The 18,478-nt window shown below is 66.9% G+C and carries 16 protein-coding genes; 5 read left to right on the top strand and 11 right to left on the bottom strand.

Annotated features, from left to right (window positions below; genetic code table 11):
• Positions 1–193: 193 nt before the first annotated feature.
• Positions 194–1,174, top strand: coding sequence for a GGDEF domain-containing protein (locus AC07M9_RS05195; protein ID WP_494881899.1), 981 nt, complete (start codon positions 194–196; stop codon positions 1,172–1,174).
• A gap of 9 nt (positions 1,175–1,183) precedes the next feature.
• Here AC07M9_RS05195 and AC07M9_RS05190 read toward each other — a convergent pair whose 3' ends face one another.
• Together AC07M9_RS05190 and AC07M9_RS05185 are read right to left on the bottom strand one after the other, a co-directional pair.
• Positions 1,184–2,116 carry a cytochrome-c peroxidase gene (locus tag AC07M9_RS05190; RefSeq protein WP_494881897.1) on the bottom strand — a complete coding sequence of 311 codons (933 nt, stop codon included), beginning with the start codon at positions 2,114–2,116 and terminating at the stop codon, positions 1,184–1,186.
• Positions 2,117–2,126: 10 nt separating this feature from the next.
• The gene (locus tag AC07M9_RS05185) at positions 2,127–2,678 is read right to left on the bottom strand and encodes a homogentisate 1,2-dioxygenase (protein WP_494881896.1); all 552 of its coding nucleotides are present in this window, start codon (positions 2,676–2,678) and stop codon (positions 2,127–2,129) included.
• 85 nt (positions 2,679–2,763) lie between these two features.
• Between AC07M9_RS05185 and AC07M9_RS05180 the strand changes: the two genes are divergently transcribed.
• Positions 2,764–4,788, top strand: a complete 2,025-nt coding sequence (locus AC07M9_RS05180) for a TonB-dependent receptor plug domain-containing protein (protein ID WP_494881895.1) — start codon at positions 2,764–2,766, stop codon at positions 4,786–4,788.
• A 6-nt stretch (positions 4,789–4,794) separates the two neighbouring features.
• Here AC07M9_RS05180 and AC07M9_RS05175 read toward each other — a convergent pair whose 3' ends face one another.
• The 6 genes from AC07M9_RS05175 to AC07M9_RS05150 all read right to left on the bottom strand — a co-directional run bounded on the left by AC07M9_RS05175 (position 4,795) and on the right by AC07M9_RS05150 (position 11,730).
• Positions 4,795–5,184 carry a JAB domain-containing protein gene (locus AC07M9_RS05175; RefSeq protein WP_494881893.1) on the bottom strand — a complete coding sequence of 130 codons (390 nt, stop codon included), beginning with the start codon at positions 5,182–5,184 and terminating at the stop codon, positions 4,795–4,797.
• Between the two features lie 143 nt (positions 5,185–5,327).
• Entirely contained in the window at positions 5,328–5,855 is a 528-nt protein-coding gene (locus tag AC07M9_RS05170; RefSeq protein WP_494881891.1) for a hypothetical protein, read from the bottom strand.
• A gap of 39 nt (positions 5,856–5,894) precedes the next feature.
• Positions 5,895–6,230 (bottom strand): hypothetical protein, encoded by a 336-nt coding sequence (locus AC07M9_RS05165; RefSeq protein WP_494881889.1) that lies wholly within the window; start codon positions 6,228–6,230, stop codon positions 5,895–5,897.
• An 85-nt stretch (positions 6,231–6,315) separates the two neighbouring features.
• A complete protein-coding gene (locus tag AC07M9_RS05160) occupies positions 6,316–6,870 on the bottom strand; it encodes a helix-turn-helix transcriptional regulator (RefSeq protein ID WP_494881888.1) in 555 nt (184 codons plus the stop codon).
• 265 nt (positions 6,871–7,135) lie between these two features.
• A complete protein-coding gene (lepA, locus tag AC07M9_RS05155; RefSeq protein ID WP_494881886.1) occupies positions 7,136–8,938 on the bottom strand; it encodes a translation elongation factor 4 in 1,803 nt (600 codons plus the stop codon).
• 53 nt (positions 8,939–8,991) lie between these two features.
• Complete coding sequence (locus tag AC07M9_RS05150; RefSeq protein ID WP_494881884.1) at positions 8,992–11,730, bottom strand: EAL domain-containing protein; 2,739 nt, start codon at positions 11,728–11,730, stop codon at positions 8,992–8,994.
• A gap of 168 nt (positions 11,731–11,898) precedes the next feature.
• Between AC07M9_RS05150 and AC07M9_RS05145 the strand changes: the two genes are divergently transcribed.
• Complete coding sequence (locus AC07M9_RS05145) at positions 11,899–13,206, top strand: FAD-dependent oxidoreductase (RefSeq protein WP_494881882.1); 1,308 nt, start codon at positions 11,899–11,901, stop codon at positions 13,204–13,206.
• 426 nt (positions 13,207–13,632) lie between these two features.
• Here the strand turns inward: AC07M9_RS05145 and AC07M9_RS05140 are convergent, their stop codons facing one another.
• The 3 genes from AC07M9_RS05140 to AC07M9_RS05130 all read right to left on the bottom strand — a co-directional run bounded on the left by AC07M9_RS05140 (position 13,633) and on the right by AC07M9_RS05130 (position 16,279).
• On the bottom strand, positions 13,633–14,415 hold the full coding sequence (locus AC07M9_RS05140; RefSeq protein WP_494881880.1) for an enoyl-CoA hydratase-related protein: 783 nt from the start codon (positions 14,413–14,415) through the stop codon (positions 13,633–13,635).
• Positions 14,416–14,444: 29 nt separating this feature from the next.
• Complete coding sequence (locus tag AC07M9_RS05135) at positions 14,445–15,425, bottom strand: NAD(P)H-dependent flavin oxidoreductase (RefSeq protein WP_494881878.1); 981 nt, start codon at positions 15,423–15,425, stop codon at positions 14,445–14,447.
• Positions 15,426–15,631: 206 nt separating this feature from the next.
• A complete protein-coding gene (locus AC07M9_RS05130; protein WP_494881876.1) occupies positions 15,632–16,279 on the bottom strand; it encodes a TetR/AcrR family transcriptional regulator in 648 nt (215 codons plus the stop codon).
• Between the two features lie 210 nt (positions 16,280–16,489).
• On the opposite strand from AC07M9_RS05130, the gene AC07M9_RS05125 reads away from it, so the two are divergent.
• Positions 16,490–17,923, top strand: a complete 1,434-nt coding sequence (locus tag AC07M9_RS05125) for an aromatic ring-hydroxylating oxygenase subunit alpha (protein ID WP_494881874.1) — start codon at positions 16,490–16,492, stop codon at positions 17,921–17,923.
• 150 nt (positions 17,924–18,073) lie between these two features.
• Positions 18,074–18,475: a hypothetical protein gene (locus AC07M9_RS05120; protein WP_494881872.1), complete on the top strand. Its 402-nt coding sequence runs from the start codon at positions 18,074–18,076 to the stop codon at positions 18,473–18,475.
• The last annotated feature ends 3 nt before the right edge of the window (positions 18,476–18,478 follow it).

The raw sequence follows: 18,478 nt of genomic DNA, 5'->3' as shown, positions 1-18,478 counted from the left end.
GCACTGCGCGACACTTTCGTGTCGGGCCGCGCATTGTCAAATGGTTGATGGCGGCAATGCAGCAAGCGGAGGGAAGTTGCCCCACGTTCGCACTTCCTTTACCGCCTCCCCCGTAAAGCTGCGAGGATTGCCAAAGCTCCGTCGCACCGGGTCCCAGCGCAGGGAATGCGCGCCGAACGAGTTTTCCTGCCGCATGTACGCCGATAACGCCCTTGCCGACGAAACCGCCCGCCTCGCCGCCCTGCGCCGCCTGGCGATCCTCGACACGCCGCCCGAGGAGCCGTTCGAGAACATCGTCAATCTTGTGCGCACCGTGCTGGGCGTGCCGATCTCGGCGGTCACGCTGGTGGACGAGGACCGGCAGTGGTTCAAGGCGATCGCCGGGCTCGACGCGAGCGAGACGCCGCGCAGCGAATCGTTCTGTGCGCACGCCATCGGCCAGCGCGCGCCGCTGCTCATTCCCGATGCCACGCTCGACCGGCGCGTCGCGGATTACGGGGCGGTGACGCAGGACCCTCACGTGCGCAGCTATGCCGGCGTGCCGCTGGTCACCTCGGACGGATACAACGTCGGCGCGCTCTGCGCGGTGGACACCAAGGTGCGCGAGTTCACCGAGGGCGAACTGGCGATCCTGCGCAACTTCGCCAGCATCGTCGTCAACGAGATGGAACTGCGCCGCATCGCCGAGCGCGACCAGCTCACCGGCGCCCTCACCCGGCGCGGCTTCATCGAGAAGGTCGAGCAGGAGATCGCGCGCTCGCGCCGTCACGGCCACGCCGCGTCGCTGCTGCTGATCGACGTCGACAACTTCAAGTCCGTGAACGACACCTGGGGCCACCCGGCCGGCGACACGGTGCTGCGCGAACTGGCGGAAGTGCTCGAAGGCTCCGGTCGCCAGGCGGACCTGCTCGGCCGCATCGGCGGCGAGGAATTCGCGATGCTGCTGCCCGAAACCAGCGCCGCCGCCGCGCTCGCCGCCGCCGAGCGCTACCGCGCGGCCGTGGCCTCGCATCCGATCGCCATCGGGCCGGCGCGCACTATCGCGATCACCGCGAGCTTTGGCATCGCCGCGCTGGGCGACGATGTCGTCGGCGTCGAAGACTGGATCGCCCGCGCCGACGTGCCGCTCTACGAAGCGAAGCGCGCCGGGCGCAACCGCTGCGTCACGGCCTGAGACGGGCCTTCAGGACACCTCGCATGTCCGGCCGGGACGGGCATAGCGGGCATCGGTGGTGACCGCTGCGTCGGTCAGCGCTTCCAGGAAGGCCTCCACGTCCGCGGCGTCCCGAGGGGCCAGGGCGATGCCGTGGCGGGCGACCGCCTCGGCCATCGTCGCGGCGCTGCCATCGTGCAGGTAAGGGCCGGTTAGCGCCACGTTACGGAGCGAGGGCGTGCGGAAGCGGCCGCGATCCTCGTCCCGCCCGCTCGCCCTGGCGAGACCATGGTCGCCATTGGCGGCGACCTCGGGCTCGGCGGCGAGGCGGTGGAACCGGAGGTCGGTGAACTCGGCCCCCGAATGGCACGAGGCGCATCCGGCCTCGCCCCGGAACACCGCTTCCCCGCGTGCGGCGGGAGCGGTCAGCCGGCCATGGTCCCAGGCGGTCTCGTGGCTGACGATGGTCCGCTGGAACGCCGCCAGCGCCGACGAAACCGAGGCGAAATCGATCCGCCCGCGCGTCCGGGGGAAGGCCGCCTTGAACAGCTTGCGGTAGCACGGATTGGCCGAGAGCCGCCGCGCCAGTTCGGCCTCCTGGCCCTTCATCCCCATCTCGACCGGGTCCTCGCCCGCGATGGGGACCATGGCCTGCAGTTCGAGCGTGGTCAGGGTGTCGTTTCCCCAGGTCAGCGGCGACAGCGCCCCCACGTTCACCAGCGAGGGCACGTTGCGCAGCCCCGACTCGCCGTGGGCACCAGGGTGGGCGCGCGTCCCGTCGGCGAAGCTGTGGCGCGGATCATGGCAAGTCGCGCATGACAGCGTGCCGTTGACCGAGAGGTCCCCGTCGTGGAACAGCCGCCGCCCGAGCGCGACCTCGGCCGCCCCGGTCGAGCCCGTGTCCCTGGCGGCACCGGCCCCCGCCACCACGAGCAGGCAACCGAACAGGACCGCCCTGCTCATCGCGCGCCGATCACTGGACAGGCGCGACCATCACCGTCAGCCCCGCTTCGCCGTTCGCGGCGATCTGCAGCAGGTGACGCCCGGCGGGGAGGTCGTACTCGACCATCTTGGTCACGCCCGAGCACTCCGGCCCATGACCATGCGCCGCCGAAGTCACCGCCTTGCCATCGACGATCACGTCCACCCACGACCGCCCGTTCTGCGCGACGCGGTAGCGCCCGGCCTGCGCCACGTCGAACGCGAACAGACCGCCGTAGCTGACCGAGCCGCCCGGCTTGCCCGGCTCCAGCACGTATTCGACCTTGGGCGTCGGCGCGAGGGTGGCATCGAAGGCAGTACCCTGCAGCAGCAAGGCCTTGCTCGTTCCCGAGGACTTCACCGCAGCCTTGAGCGGCCGATGGGCGGCGCTCCAGCCTGCGAGGTCGGCAGGGAGGGTGGCGGCAGCGGTACAGGCGGCATGCTCACGGCCGTCCATCGCCTCCTGCGCCGACGCTCCGGCCCCCAGGAGGGGTGCCGAGATTGCCGCACCCGCGATGAAAAGCGCGCCCAGAGTTCGTATCATGCTTGCAGCTCCAAGGATCATTTATATACGACGCGATATAGATTCGCTCAAAGCGCGGATGCTAATAGGTTTCAAGGGGGTTTTCATGAAATATCGCGTAACCGCGGCACTTGCCGCATCGCTGGCCGCTGCCGCAGGCGTACCCGCCTTCGCGGCGGACGACAGCCAGACGTTCGGTCTCGGACAGATCGTGGTGACCGCGCCGCGTGCCGCCGAAAGCGACATCACCTCGTCCTCGGTCAATGCCGAGGCCATCTACGACTTCTCGCGCGATACCCTCGACGATGCCGTCAAGCTCATCCCCGGCGTCACTGCGGGCCTCTCGGGCAATGCGCGCAACGAGCGCCTGATCTACGTACGCGGCTTCGACCGCTACCAGGTGCCGCTTTCGATCGACGGCATCCGCGTCTACCTGCCCGCCGACGGACGCCTCGACTACGGCCGCTTCCTGACGCCCGACGTCGCCGAAATCCAGGTCGCCAAGGGCTACGTCTCGGTGCTCAACGGCCCCGGCGCTATGGGCGGCGCGGTCAACCTCGTCACCCGCAAGCCGGAAAAGGAACTGGATGCCGAGGCGCGCTTCAGCCTCAACCTCGACAACGACGCGGACTATGCGGGCTACACCGGCTTCGCCTCGCTCGGCACCCGGCACGACACGTGGTACGCGCAGGCCAGCTACGCCCGCAACTTCACGGACCACTGGGACCTCTCGAACGACTTCAAGCCGACCCGCAACGAGGACGGCGGCGAGCGGAACCTGTCGCGGACCGAGGACTGGCGGGTCAACGCGAAGGTGGGCTTCACCCCCAACGCCACCGACGAATATGCCATCAGCTACACCCGCCAGGAAGGCGAGAAGCTGGCGCCGACGCACGTCTCCGACAGCACCGGCCTGCGCTACTGGACCTGGCCCTACTGGAACCTACAGAACGTCTACTTCCTCTCGACCACCCAGCTGGGCGAGATCGCGACGCTGCGTACGCGCGCCTACTACAACACGTTCAAGAACAGCCTCGACAGCTTCGACGATGCGACGCTGAGCACCCAGACGCGCGGCAGCTCGTTCAACAGCGCCTACAGCGACCGCGCCTATGGCGGCTCGGCCTCGCTGGACCTGCGCCCGAGTGACGCCGAGCGGCTGAGCGTGGCCTTCCACTACCGCAACGACCGCCACCGCGAGATCCAGCAGAGCTTCCCCAGCGGCGTGTTCGAGCCGTGGCAGACGACGATCGAGGAAACCTACAGCGCCGCGATCGAGAACGGTTACAAGCTGACCCCGCAGCTCGAACTGGTGATCGGCGCCAGCTACGACTGGCGCGACCTGCGCCGGGCCGAGGACTACACCGCCGGCGCCTTCGTCTACTACAAGCTGCGCAACGGCGATGCCTGGAACGCGCAGGGCCAGCTGCTGTGGACGCCCGACGCCGACACGAACCTGCATCTCTCGGTTTCCTCGCGCGCCCGCTTCCCCACCATCTTCGAGCGTTTCAGCACCCGCTTCGGCGGCGCCGTCTCGAACCCGGGCCTCAAGGCCGAACGCGCCACGCAGGTCGAACTGGGCGGCGCGCGCCAGTTCGGTCCGCTCCGCATCGAGGCGTCGGGCTGGTACGCCAAGCTCGACGACGCGATCGTCTCGTTCCCGTTCGTCTACCAGGGCAACGCCGTCGCCCAGAGCCGCAACGTGGGCTCTGGCGACTACTACGGCGCGGAAGTCTCGGCCACCGCGCAGATCGCCGAGGGGCTGCGGGCAGGCGCCAACTACGGCTGGGTCCATCGCAAGCTGGACGATCCCTCGATCCCGGCCTTCCACCCCATCGGCGTGCCCGAGCACTCGGGCTTCGTCTGGGCCGAATGGTCGCCGGTCGCGGCGCTGCGTATCCTGCCCAGCCTCGACATCGCATCGAAGCGCTGGACGGTGAACACGGCCGGTACGCGCTACTACCAGACCGGCGATTACGCGCTGGCGAACCTGCGGGTCGACTTCGACGTCACCGAATGGGCGACGCTGGGCGTCGGCGGTCGCAACCTGCTGGACGAGAACTATACGACGGTCGACGGCTATCCCGAGGTTGGTCGCACGCTGTTCGTCAGCCTGCGCCTGAAGAACTGAAGACCTTCACAGCAGTCCCATCGCCCGCATGCTCACCACGCGGTTGCTGCTGACGATGCAGTGGTCGTCGAGGCCAATCTCGAGCGCCTCGACGACCTCGCGGAAGCGGGTCGTCGCCGCGATGTCGGCGGCGCTGGGCCGGGGTATCCCGGAAGGGTGATTGTGCGCGATGACGAGGCGCCGTGCGTCGAGGTCGAAGGCCCGGCGCACGGTGCGGCGCAGCGGTATGCGAATTTCCGCCCTTTTCCCGCCGACGTAGAGGTCTTCCGCGATGTACAACCCCTCGCCGGTGAGAAAGAGGATCATCACGCATTCCTCGCGGCGGCTACCGAGGCGGTTGACGAGGTAATGGCGGAATTCCGGCGTATCGGTGTCGGCGGGTCGCCCCAGCAGCACCTCGCGGGTCGCGGCTTCCGAGAGACGGCGCGCGGCGACGATGGCCGAGGCGACCCCGGCCCGTCCGTCGACTGCTTCGAGCGCATCGGCCAGGGCGTCCAGCGAGGCGGAGTAGATGGTGCGGAGCGATCCGAACCGAGCGATCAGGCGGCGAGCGATGTCCTCGCCGCCGCCGGTGTAAGGCTCGAGGAGCGCCGCCAGGACGGATAATTGCCCAGCCTCCTGCGCCGCGACATGTGAAAAGCAAGCCCCAGGGTCATCGCGACCAGCTGGATGTACGAGGGCAGCATCACCATCATGTCGTAGGCGAATTCGTTGATCTGCGTGAGCGCCAGGCGGTAGATATGGCCGGATACCGCAATGATCTGCGCCGCCCCTATCCACAGGGGATAGACGCGGTTGGCATGGAGCGCGACGACGAAGGTGCAGGCGAGCATCGTCGCATCGATACCGAGATGCACGAGATCCGTGTGGCCCCAAAGGATCGGTTGCGGCGAAACGGCATGATATATCCTGTCGACCAGAAGCATCGCGCAGAGCAGGCCGGAAAGTATCCGCTCCGGCGCCGCGGCCCCGCGTCCGAGTGAATAGAGGAACAGCAGGACATAGCAGGCTACCTGGATGTGACTTTTCATATGCCAGAGGATGACCGGCCAGGACGGATCAGGCATGCCGTTGCCCTCCCCGCTCCAGGCCGGTCGATGCTCCGGTCAGGCGGTGCGGAGCAGAGGCTCCCAGTCGCCTGCGCCCTTGGTGGGGCAGCTGCCTTCCTCGTCGCCCAGCGCCTTCACGTCGCGGCCGATGCCGCGCAGTTCCTGATGGACGCGCAGCATGTCGTTCTGGCTTTCGATCAAGGTGCGCTGCGCCTTGGCGAGCCGCATCAGAGCGGTCTGGCCGGTATAGACTTCCAGACCTTCGGCCTGACGGGCGAGCAGCATCGATTCCATCAGTCTCGCGGATGCGAGCAGCGCCGAATCGAGCGAAAGTTCGGCTTCGGGCAGCTGGCGCGAGATACGGGCAGTTGCAGCGGCAATGGTCATCGACATAAAGATCCCCCGGAGGCGGCACCGGCCCATTCGGTGCGCCATACGCAATCGATTCAGGAGGCTGGGACAAGGCCGGTCCGATCCGTCAGATCAGTTCGCTCAGAGCCCGAACCACGCCAAGTCCGACCATCGCCATCAGCAACATGCCTCCGGCGATGACGATCATGGCGGCGGTCCGGCTGAGCCCGGCATTTGCCCCATCGAGCACCTCCGGAACGATCGTATCGAATGTCGCGCGCTGCCAGGGCGCCGTGACGGTGTAGGTCACGGCGTCTGCCAGGGCGAGAGGTTCGACACGTTCGTCCCGCTTCTCGATTGCCTCGTCCGGGTGCGATTCCGGAACCTGAGGAATCTTATCTGGTATCGGATTACAGGCTCGTGCGAGGTCCTGCTGGTAGGCGCGATAGGCCCTGGCCAACTCCGCCCGCGGGGGCGATCCGGCCCTCAGGCGAACCCCTTCGATGCGCTGGTTGACCGCGCTTTCGGATATGCCCAGCTCCCAGGCGATTTCCTTGCTGGTGCGATTTTCGGCGACGAACACCAGCACTTCGTGCTGCTTCGGCGTCAGGCGTGGAAAGATGTCACCGAGCACCGGACGACGCTGGTCGATCACATCCTGATTTTGCAGACCCTTGTTCATCTATAGAGACCCCCGCCCCTTCGGACGCTTTAGGCAGAGATATGCCAAAAGCGCAACGATAAGGATGGTTTACTCCATATTAACCACTAGGCGGCACGGGCGAAAAAACACCCACTTCGAGCGTGAGGTATGGCGAACGACTTGGCCTGCCGGGACAAAAATGGAGCGTTTGTAGGGCGTTCATAGTACCGATTTCGGACAAAGGGGCATGAAGGAAATGCGCCCGCCCCCTCCCCGTATCCGGGCAACTACAACCGGATCGGTTCTATTCCTCGCCCATCCGCAGCGCGGCGATGAAGGCTTGCTGCGGAATCTGGACGTTGCCATATTCGCGCATGCGCTTCTTGCCTTCCTTCTGCTTGTCCAGAAGCTTCTTCTTGCGGCTGATGTCGCCGCCGTAGCACTTGGCGGTGACGTCCTTGCGCATGGCGCTGATGGTCTCGCGGGCGATGACCTTGGCGCCGATCGCGGCCTGGATCGGCACCTTGAACATGTGACGCGGGATGAGTTCCTTGAGCCGCTCCACCAGCGCGCGGCCGCGCGGTTCGGCCTGGTTGCGGTGGACGATCATCGAGAGCGCATCGACCGGCTCGTTGTTCACGAGGATGTTCATCATCACGAGATCGCCCTCCTGAAGCCCGATCTGCTCATAGTCGAAGCTGGCGTAGCCACGGCTGATCGACTTCAGGCGGTCGTAGAAGTCGAACACCACTTCGTTGAGCGGCAGTTCGTACGTCACCTGGGCGCGCCCGCCGACATAAGTCAGGTCCTTCTGGATGCCACGGCGATCCTGGCACAGCTTGAGGATCGAGCCGAGGTATTCGTCCGGCGTGTAGATCACCGCCTTGATCCACGGCTCCTCCATGAAGTCGATCTTCACCGGATCGGGCATGTCGGCGGGATTGTGCAGCTCCTTCACCGAGCCGTCCGTCATCGACAGGCGGTAGACCACCGAAGGCGCGGTGGTGATGAGGTCGAGGTCGTATTCGCGGCTCAGGCGTTCCTGGATGATCTCCAGGTGCAGCAGGCCGAGGAAGCCGCAGCGGAAACCGAAGCCCAGCGCCGCGCTCGATTCCATTTCGAACGAGAAGCTCGCGTCGTTGAGGCGCAGCTTGCCGATAGATTCGCGCAGCTTCTCGAAGTCGTTGGCGTCGACCGGGAACAGGCCGCAGAACACCACCGGCTGGACTTCCTTGTAGCCCGGCAGCGCCTGCGTGGCGCCGCCCTTCACGGTGGTGATGGTGTCGCCGACCTTGGCCTGTTCGACTTCCTTGATCTGCGCGGTGATGAAGCCGATCTCGCCCGGGCCGAGTTCGGGCAGGTCCACGCGCTTGGGCGTGAAGCAGCCGACGCGGTCGATCAGGTGCTCGGTCGCGCCTTGCATGAACTTGACGTTCACGCCCTTCTTGATGACCCCGTCGATCACGCGCACCAGAATGACGACGCCCAGGTACGGATCGTACCACGAATCGACGAGCATCGCCTTCAGCGGCTTGTCGCGCTCGCCCTTGGGCGGCGGGATCTTGGTGACGATCGCCTCGAGCACTTCGGCAATGCCGATGCCCGACTTGGCGCTGGCGAGCACGGCGCCGCTGGCGTCGATGCCGATGACTTCCTCGATCTCGGCGCGGACCTTTTCGGGTTCGGCGGCGGGAAGGTCGATCTTGTTGATGACGGGCACGATCTCGTGGTCGTGCTCGATCGACTGGTAGACGTTGGCGAGCGTCTGCGCTTCCACGCCCTGCGCCGCATCGACCACCAGCAGCGCGCCTTCGCAGGCGGCAAGGCTGCGGCTGACTTCGTAGGCAAAGTCGACGTGGCCGGGCGTGTCCATCAGGTTGAGCTCGTAGGTGAGCCCATCCTTGGCGGTGTAGCTCAGGCGCACGGTCTGCGCCTTGATGGTGATGCCGCGCTCCTTCTCGATGTCCATGTTATCGAGGACCTGGGCGCTCATCTCGCGCTCGGTCAGGCCGCCGGTCGTCTGGATCAGACGGTCGGCGAGCGTCGACTTGCCGTGGTCGATATGGGCAATGATGCTGAAGTTACGGATTTGCGCGAGTTCGGTCATGATGCGCCGTTAGCAGTGCTTTGAAGCGATGTCAGCCGCCGAATCCGACCGGTTCAGCCCACCCTGCGCAGCGGCGCCTGCTCCGAGCGATCCCGCCGCTGCCGGGGCGAGGCGAACAGCACCGCGCCGGTGTGGTCGAGTTCGAGCGCCTGGGCGAATTCGACGCCCATGCGGTCCTCCTTGCTCCAGCGCGCGGTGGCCATCATCAGGTAGTCCTCGGCGAGGTGGACCCCGAAGACGGTGCCTGCCGGCACGTTCCACAGCCCCTCGATCATCGCGCCCGACTGCGAGATATTGCGGATCGTCCCGTAATAGACGTGCGACCCATGGTCGAGCATGACCTTTCGCAGCATCGTCTGGCGCGGCGCACGGGCGGAACGCGGCCCCTGCGCCACTGCTATGAGGCTTTCGGACAGCTTGGCCGAGGCCGCCTCGAAGGTGATCGGCCGCTCGTAGATGTAGCCCTGCACATGGCTGCAACCGAGCACGCGCACGAGGTCCAGCTCGTCGAGCGTCTCCACGCCCTCCGCCGTCGTCTCCATGCCCAGCGCCTCGGCAAGGCTGACGATCGAGGCGATGATCGCGCCATTGCGGCTACCCGGCACCGTGGCGCCGCGCACGAAGCTCTGGTCGATCTTGATCTTGTCAAACGGCGCCTTCTTCAGATAGCCGAGTGAGGAGTAGCCGGTCCCGAAATCGTCGAGGGCAAGGCGCACGCCAATGCCCTTGAGCGCAGTGAACATCGATTCGGTCGACTTGTCCTCGCCCAGGAAGACGCTTTCGGTGATCTCCAGTTCCAGCCGCGACGGACTGATCCCGGCGGCCGCGATGGCGTTGGTGACGATCGCCGGCAGCGCCGGGTTGGAGAACTGCAGCGGCGAGACGTTGACCGCCACGCGCACGTCCTCGGGCCAGGCGGCAAGGTCGCGGCAGGCGGTGCGCAGCGCCCACTCGCCGATCTGGGCGACAAGGCCGGTTTCTTCGGCCACCGGCACGAAACGGACGGGCGACATATAGCCATGAACCGGATGCTTCCAGCGCAGCAGCGCCTCGAAGCCGGTGATGCGCTCGCTCGTGGTGCGCACCTGCGGCTGGTAATGCAGTTCCAGCTTGCCGCCCTCGATCGCGTCGCGCAGGTCCTCTTCCAGTTGCTGGCGCTCGCGCGCATCGGCGTGCAGGTCCTCGTTGTAGAAGTGATGTCGGCCGCGGCCGTTGCCCTTGGCGGCATAGAGCGCGAGGTCGGCGTTGCGGATGAGCGCCTCGGAGGTGCTGCCGTCATCCGGGCACAGCGCGATGCCGATGGAAGCGCCGATGGTCACCCTGGCGCCGTCGATCGAGTAGGGCTGGGACAGGTTCTCGATGATACGGCGCGCAAGATGGGCCAGGCCCTCGCGCTGCTGGGCGCCGTGGAGCACCACCTGGAACTCGTCGCCGCCCAGGCGACCGACGCGGCCCCGGTCGCCCACGGTGCCGCCAAGCCGCTCGGCGACCTGCTTGAGCAGCGCGTCACCGGCGGGATGGCCCATCGTGTCGTTGACCTGCTTGAAGCGGTCGAGGTCGAGCAGGAACACCGCACAGGCGCGCATCTCGATGCGCGGGCTGGTCAGGATCTTCTCCAGCCACTCCGCCATCTGGAAGCGATTGGCGAGCTTGGTCAGCGAATCGAAGCGGGCGAGCTGCGTGACGTGCTGCTGCGACCGGCGCTTTTCGGTGAGGTCGGTACCCGAGCCTCGAAAGCCCATGAAATTGTTGAACTGGTCAAGCACCGGCCGGCCCGAGACCGACCACCAGCGCCCGTCGTCCGCCTCGTCGCCGGCCACCGCCACGACATCCGCCGCCGCCCGCACGTTGAGTTCCTGGAACGAGGATCGGGTGTTGAGGTGGAACACCAGCGTACGTTCGGTCTGCTGCCCCTGCGATTCGAGCAGGAAAAGACTGGTGAACGGTCGCCCCTCCAGCTCGCCGGTGCGCTTGCCCAGCAGTACCGCGATGCGCTCGGAGACATAAGTGATTTTGCCCAGGCGATCGGTTTCCCAGAACCAGCCCTGCCCGGTCTGCTCGTATTCGCGCAGGAGCTGCTCGGCCCGGCGCTGTTCGCGCTCGCGTTCGGCATCGGCGAGCGACTGCGACGCCGCGTGGCGCGATTGCCTGACCGCGATGACCAGACCGATCGTCCCGCCGACCGCCAGCAGCCCGAATGCCGCCATCGTGCCGCCGAGCATGGAGGCCCCGCCCCACAGCCCGATCGTTGCGCCGATGATCGAGGTCAGCCGGTTCTCCAGCAGTGCCGTCGCCATGAGCACGACGATGACGTAGATGTTGACCGTCACGTCCCAGTCCAGCCCGGCATGCAGGTGGGTCCAGCGGGCCGTGCCGAAGCCGAACAGGCCCATCGGCAGCAGCACGGCGAGCGCCATCAGCGGATATCGTTGCCAGCCGTCATGCAGGATGCGTCGCTCCAGCCGGGCATAGAGCGGCGCGGGGAGGCACAGAACCATCGCGGCGGCCATGCAGAGCCCCGAGGTCCCGTCCGGCGGGAACCCGGTGAGCAACGCCATCAACAGTCCGCAGGCGAGCAGCGTCGGCGCCATCAGTACCCAGCGGGACGAGATGAAATAGTGCAGGACATCGGTTGCGGCGGGGCGTGCCCGGGACCGGGAAAACCCGCCGAATGCCCCCGGTTGCGCCATGCCGTCCACGGCAACGGCCTTCCCATCGCCAGCGGGCGCAGCCCCGCTCTCGGCACCCGGAAGCACCGCCTGTCGTTTCGTACGCAGACCCATTTTCGCCATGACGCCACCATGGCCGCGCGCCCATTTCGAAACGGTTAAACGGAAGCGGTCGTGGCTACCTTTCCGCCGGTCGGGATGTGGTAACCATTTCGCTTGCCCGAGCGTTATGCCCGTGCTTGCTTGACGCAAACAGCCGGCAGACAAGCCGGCACAACGGGAGAAACGTCCGTGCGCCACATCGCCATCGTCGGATCCGGCCCTGCAGGTTACTACACCGCCGAAGCAGCCCACAAGCAGTGGGGCGACAAGGTCCGGGTCGACATATTCGACAGCCAGCCCGTTCCCTTCGGCCTGATCCGCACCGGAGTCGCACCCGACCATCAGGCGATCAAGGCCGTCTCCCGCCGCTACGAGGCGACCGCGCGGCTGGGCAACGTGCGCTTCGTGGGTAACGTCATGCTCGGCCGCGACGTATCGGTGCCCGAGCTTCAGGACCTCTACGACGCCGTGATCCTCGCGACCGGCGCCCCGCACGACCGCAAGCTCGGCCTGCCGGGCGAGGACCTGGCCAATGTCTTCGGCTCGGCCGCGTTCGTGGGCTGGTACAACGGGCACCCGCAGTTCGCCGGGCTCGACCCGCAGTTCAGCCACGATACCGCCGTCGTCGTCGGCAACGGCAACGTCGCGCTCGACGTGGCGCGCATCCTCGCCAAGTCGGAGGAGGAATTCGCCGCGTCCGACATCGTCGCGCATGCGCTTGCCTCGCTGCGCGGCTCGGCGGTGCGCCGGATCGTGATCCTCGGCCGCCGCGGACCGCACCAGGTCGCGATGACGCCCAAGGAACTCGCCGAGCTCGCCAGGCTCACCCGCGCGCATCCCGAGGTCGATCCCCTCGACCTTCCCGACCCGGCCGAGGATGCCGGGCTCGAGGCGGGCCTGCGCAAGTCCGTCGCCCACCTGCGCGCCTTTGCGACCGGGCAGGCGCGGCCGGGCGCGGACGCGGTGACCGTGGAGTTCGACTTCTTCGCCGCCCCCCGCGCGATCCTGGGCGACACCCGCGTCGAGGCGGTCGAGGTGGAACGTACCCGGCTGGAGAACGGCAAGGCGGTCGGCACCGGCGAGACCTACCGCATTCCCGCCGGGCTCGTCGTCGCCTGCATCGGCTACCAGACCTCGCCGATCCCGGACGTGCCCTTCGACGAGCAGGGCGGGCGCTTCGCCAATGTCGAGGGCCGCATCGCACCGGGCCTCTACTGCGTGGGCTGGGCACGGCGCGGGCCGACCGGCACGATCGGAACCAACCGCCCCGACGGCTTCGCGATCGTCGAGAAGATCGCCGCCGACATGCCGGGCGATTCGGCCAAGCCCGGCCGCCCCGGCTTCGACGCCCTCGCCGAACAGCGCGGGATCGAGGTCGTGCGCTTCACCGACTGGCAGAAGATCGAGGAAGCCGAAATCGCCAATGCCCGCGATGGCGCCCCGCGCGAAAAGTTCGTCGCGGTCGAGCAGATGATCGAGGCCTCGCACCGCGCCTGATGGCGCTGGCCTTGCGCAAGGCGACACAGGTTTACACGGTTTACACGGTCCAGGGGGCAAAGAGCGTCCGCCGGGGCGAAATGTGTCGCCTTGCGCGCGGCCAGTGTCGCCTTGGGTGTCGCCTTGCGCGGGGCCGGTGTCGCCTTGCGCGCAAGAAGTGTCGCCTTGCGCGGGAGGCAGGGACGGGGCAGCGGAGGGTCCAGCGGCTTCATACCGGGACGGTACGCAGCCCCTCACCTGTAGGAAAATGGATTGCACCGTCCTCCGCTGGTCGGTGAGTTTGCGCCTGTTCCGCCCCCATCCGTCATCCCCGCGCAGGCGGGGATCCCGCTGGGCGGCAGGACGAGGTGTTGCCCGCCTACGCGGGGGCGACGGGGTTTTCTGAAAGGCGGAAAAGCCGCGCGTCTGGCCGGCTAGCAGCCGCGCCTACTTCCCCGTGAACGCTGGCTTGCGCTTTTCGAGGAACGCATTGACGCCTTCGAGGAAGTCCCCGGTCCGCCCCGCATCGCGCTGGCCCCTGCGCTCATTCTGAAGCGCGGTTTCGAGGCTCGAATCGAGCGCGTCCCAGGCCATGCGCTTGATGAGGCCCAGCGAGCGGGGGCCGCGCGCCAAGGTCTTCGCCAGCTTCATCGCCTCGCCGTCGAGGTCGGGCTCGGGAACGACCCTGGTGGCGAGGCCCCAGTCGAGCGCGGTCCGCGCGTCGATCTTCTCGCCCAGCAGCATCATCTGCATGGCGCGCACGCGGCCGACCGCCTGCGCCAACAGGTAGGTGGCGCCGCCGTCGGGCACGAGGCCGACATGGCAGAAGGCGCAGAAGAAGTACGCGCCCTCGGCCATCAGCACGACGTCACCCGCCGCCGCCAGTCCCGCGCCGAAGCCCGCCGCCGGACCGCGAATGGCGGTGATGACCGGCTGCTCCATGCGCTTGATCGCCATGATGACGGGGTTGAACGCGCGGTCGAGCTGGCCGCCGATGTCGCGCATGGGATCGGCGAGCAGGTCCTGCGCCGCTGCCAGGTTGGCGCCCGAGCAGAAGCCCTTCCCCTCGCCCGTCAGCAGCACGGCGCGGGCGTCGCGCGCGGCGATGTCGAGCGCGTCGACCAGTTCGTGGCCCATCGCCTCGGTGACGCCGTTCATGGTCTTGGGATCGTTGAGCGCGATGCGCGCGACGCCGTCCTCGAGGCTGTAGAGGATATGCTCGTAACTCATGGGAACTCCTTGATACCGGGCGAGGTCGATCAGGCGAGCATGGCGCCCAGGCGTCCCTTCACGATTTCCTCGGCGTCGCCAATGATCCTTTCGATCAGTTCGCGGCAGGTCGGCACGTCGTGGATCAGGCCCTGGACCATGCCGGCCCAGAAGATGCCCTTGTCGAGGTCCCCGCTCGCCAGCAGTTCGCGGCCCACCGCGCCGGCGACGAGGTGGCGGATATCCTCGAACTGCGCGTCGGGGCGGGCGGAGATCTCGACCACTTCGTCCGAGACCGAGTTCTTGCCCACGCGCGCGGTGTTCTTGAACTTGCGGAAGATGAGGTTGGTGCCGCGCTCGTCGTTCTCGACGTACTTGGCCTTCACGTTGTCGTGGATCGGCGCTTCCTGCGTTGCGCAGAAGCGGGTGCCCATGTTGATGCCTTCCGCGCCCAGCGCCAGCGCGGCGACGAGGCCGCGCCCGTCGCCGATGCCGCCCGAGGCCAGCATCGGGATCTTCACCTTATCGGCGGCCGCGGGGATCAGGATCAGGCCGGGAATGTCGTCCTCGCCCGGATGACCGGCGCATTCGAACCCGTCGATGGAGATGATGTCGCAGCCCGCCCGCTCGGCCGAAAGCGCGTGGCGTACCGCGGTGCACTTGTGCAGGACGGTGATGCCGTGGGGCTTCACCATCTCCCATATCTCGCGGACCTGCTGGGTGCCGGCGGTCTCGATGATCTTGACGCCGCCGTCGATCGCGGCCTGGGCATAGCCCTTGTAGTCGGGCGGCAGGATCGTCGGCAGCACGGTGATGTTCACCGCGAAGGGCTTGGAGGTCATCGAGCGGCAGCGCTCGATCTCGTCGCGCAAAGCCTCGGGGCTCGGCTGGGTCAGCGCGGTGAGCGTGCCGAGACCGCCCGCTTCCGACACCGCGCTGGCGAGTTCGGCATAACCGACGCCCTGCATGCCGCCCTGGACGATCGGGTGTTCGATGCCGAGCATCTCGGTGACGCGGGTCTTGAATGGCATGGTCGCTGCAACTCCCTCTCGGCCGTCGATCTGCGCAGGCGGCCCCGCACCCGGCTATGCCATGGCGCGCGGAGCTTCAAGGCGGGGATGACGCTCGCGGCGCCAAAGCGATTGACCATCGTGGCAGCGAACGAAAACCCGGCGATGGCCTGGACCAGGAGTCGCGCGCCCGGCTCGCTCCCCTTCGGGGGAGCGGGCATTCACCCCTATATCCGTCCGTTGGCCTCGATGCCCTCGATCACGAAGGCCGCGATGGCCTCGCGGATCTCGTCCTCGCCCGCGAGCCCCGGCGGAAACAGCCAGTCGCGGAACATCAGGTTGGCCAGCACCGCCGCGAAGGACACCCGCACCATCAGTTCGGGCGCGACGCGCGGGGTCTCGCCGACGCGGGCGGTCATCATCGACTTGCCCTTGTCGAAGTAGGCCTGCAGCCCGTCGAGCGCATCGATCCCCCCGGTGGTGCCGGGCGAATAGGCGTTGGCCACCACCAGCGAGAGGAACATGCGCGAGTGTCGCGCCATGAAGTCCTGCAACTCCCCGATATAGGCGCGCGCAAGGTCCTTGCCGTCCCGGTCAAGCGCGGGATCGGCCACCGTGCGCGCCTGGAAATCCGCGAAGTGGCGGTTGAGCGGGGTGAAGATCGCCGCACGGAACAGGTCCTGTTTCGAGGCGTGGAAGCGGAAGATCTGCGCCTCGGTCACCTCGGCGCGCCGGGCGATGGCGGCGGTGGTGGCGCCGGAGTAGCCGGAAATCTCGAACTCCTCGGCCGCCGCCTCGAGGATGCGGTCGGCCACTTCCTCCGAAGAGCGCCGCCGCCTGCGCGCCGGCTTCGTGTCCGCCCCGTCGGTTGCCAAATCCGTGTCCTTCCAGTGCGCGCGCCGCGTTGAATCAAGCCTCTATCGGCTCGGCCGCATCATGGGAAGCCGCGCCGCGACCGGCGCCGCCCTTGCCCCTGCAGGCGCATTTACCGTGACCGCGATGAGGCAGAGGCCCTGCGCCATTGCCTCCCCCGACGGGCACTGTACATTCGTTCAACAGGAACAAGACTAACGAGAGGTATGGGAGTGCTCAAATCAGCAGACGGCGGTCTTCGACCCGTGCCGTTCCCGATCGACGATCCCGAACGCATTCCGGTCAAGCGCTACTTCGATGCGGATTTCTACCAGGCGGAACTCGACCATCTGTGGCCGAACGTCTGGCAGATGGCCTGCCGTGAAGAGCAGATCCCCGAAGTGGGCGACTGGATCGAGTACGAGAACGTCGGCAAGTCGGTGATCGTCGTGCGCACGTCGACCGGCGTGAAGGCGTTCCACAACGCCTGCCGCCACCGCGGCGTGCCCTTCGCCGGCGGCTCGCCGCTGGGCTCATCCCACGCCACCGCGCACGGCAACTGCTCGAAGAGCGGGTTCGTCTGCCCGTTCCACGGCTGGCGCTGGAACATGGACGGCGAAAGCACCAAGATCTACGGCAAGCACCTGTTCTCCGAACACCAGCTGCAGGACGCCGAACTCAACCTCATCCCCTGCAAGGCCGAGACCTTCATCGGCTGCGTGTGGATCAACCACGATAACGACGCCCTGCCCGTGCGCGCATCGATCGGCCCGCTCGCCGAGCGGCTCGAGGCGCACAACATCGACAAGCTGCGCGCCGAATGGTGCTACGGCGCGGTGCTTCCGGCCAACTGGAAGATCGCGATGGAGGCCTTCATGGAAGGCTACCACGTCCAGCAGACGCATCCGCAGCTCCAGCATGCCGCGCCGATGATGTACGACAGCATGTACGCGGTGCCGCGCGGCGCCTTCCCGCAAATGGCGATGGAAGACCTCTCGCATACCGAGAACCAGGAACTCCAGGTCAAGTCGATGGGCCTTCTCGGCGAAGGCATGGCCGGCATGATCCATGCCAAGGAAGTCGAGATTGCGCGCAGCATGATCGGCATCGAGGAAGGCCTGCCCGAAGACAAGAACCAGGCCATGTTCATGTGGCTCGGCATGGTGATGCACCAGATCTCCGAGCGCCTGAAGGCCAAGGGAGAGCCGATCCCCGACTTGTGCGCCGTGGCGCAGACGCACCCGATCAACGCGGTCGAGTTCCTGTTCCCGCACTACTTCCTGCTGCCCTACTTCAGCTCGATGTCGGCCTATCGCATCCGCCCGCTGGGCCCGGAAAGCTGCTTCTTCGAGATCTGGTCGCTGACCTTCTTCCCCGAAGGCGAGGAGCCCGAGCCGATCATGGAAGCCACCGTGCTTCCTTACGACAGCCCGGAATTCCCGCCGATCCCGCGGCAGGACTACTCGAACATCCCGATCCAGCAGAAGGGCCTGCACGCCTCGGGCTTCGAGTTCATGCGCCTCTCCTCGCAGGTCGAGGGCATGATCAGCAACTACCAGCGCATCATCGACGGCTACCTTGCCGGCAAGCCCGCCGAAAAGCTGGCGGCGGCAACCAACAAGCTGGGCGGCAACTTCGACGGCAAGATCGAGGATCTCGAGCTCTGACCATCCGTTCCCGGTCATGGTGACGGGGCCCTGCAGGCACACGCCTGCGGGGCCTCGTTCCCGTCTGCCCAATCCGGCCTCGCGAAGTAAAAGCGCCTCCCGCCGCGATGACCGCTTGATCTCCTGCTCATCCGGATGCCAAGTGCCGGCATGAGCCCACACATCCGCGCGATGATCGCCGCAGCCGCCTTCTCTTTCGTCACCGGCAAGAAGGTCGCAGGCCTCTACGACCACTCGGCCGGACGGGACCGGCGGATCGCGGCGGAAAGCCGGGACAACCAGCTGCAAGGCTTCGATGGCGACCGCGCGGTCAAGTTCGGCGGCACGCTCCCGGAAATCTACGATGCGGGCGACAGGACTTTCGTCGCCTTCGAAATTGATGGGACGACAGTGCGCGGCTACGACCGCGGCTCGTCGAGCGCCTACGAAGCCCAGGTCACAGGCGGCGTCGTGCAGGTCTACGATCATGCCCAGGCCGCGTGGTTCGCGTACGATATCCAGGACGCGGATGCGCCGCAGAGTTATCACCGGACCACGGAGGAAGGCCGCTAGGCC

The organism is Novosphingobium sp. GW821-FHT09E05 (genome assembly GCF_059416165.1).
This window is presented reverse-complemented; position numbering and strand designations above follow the sequence as displayed.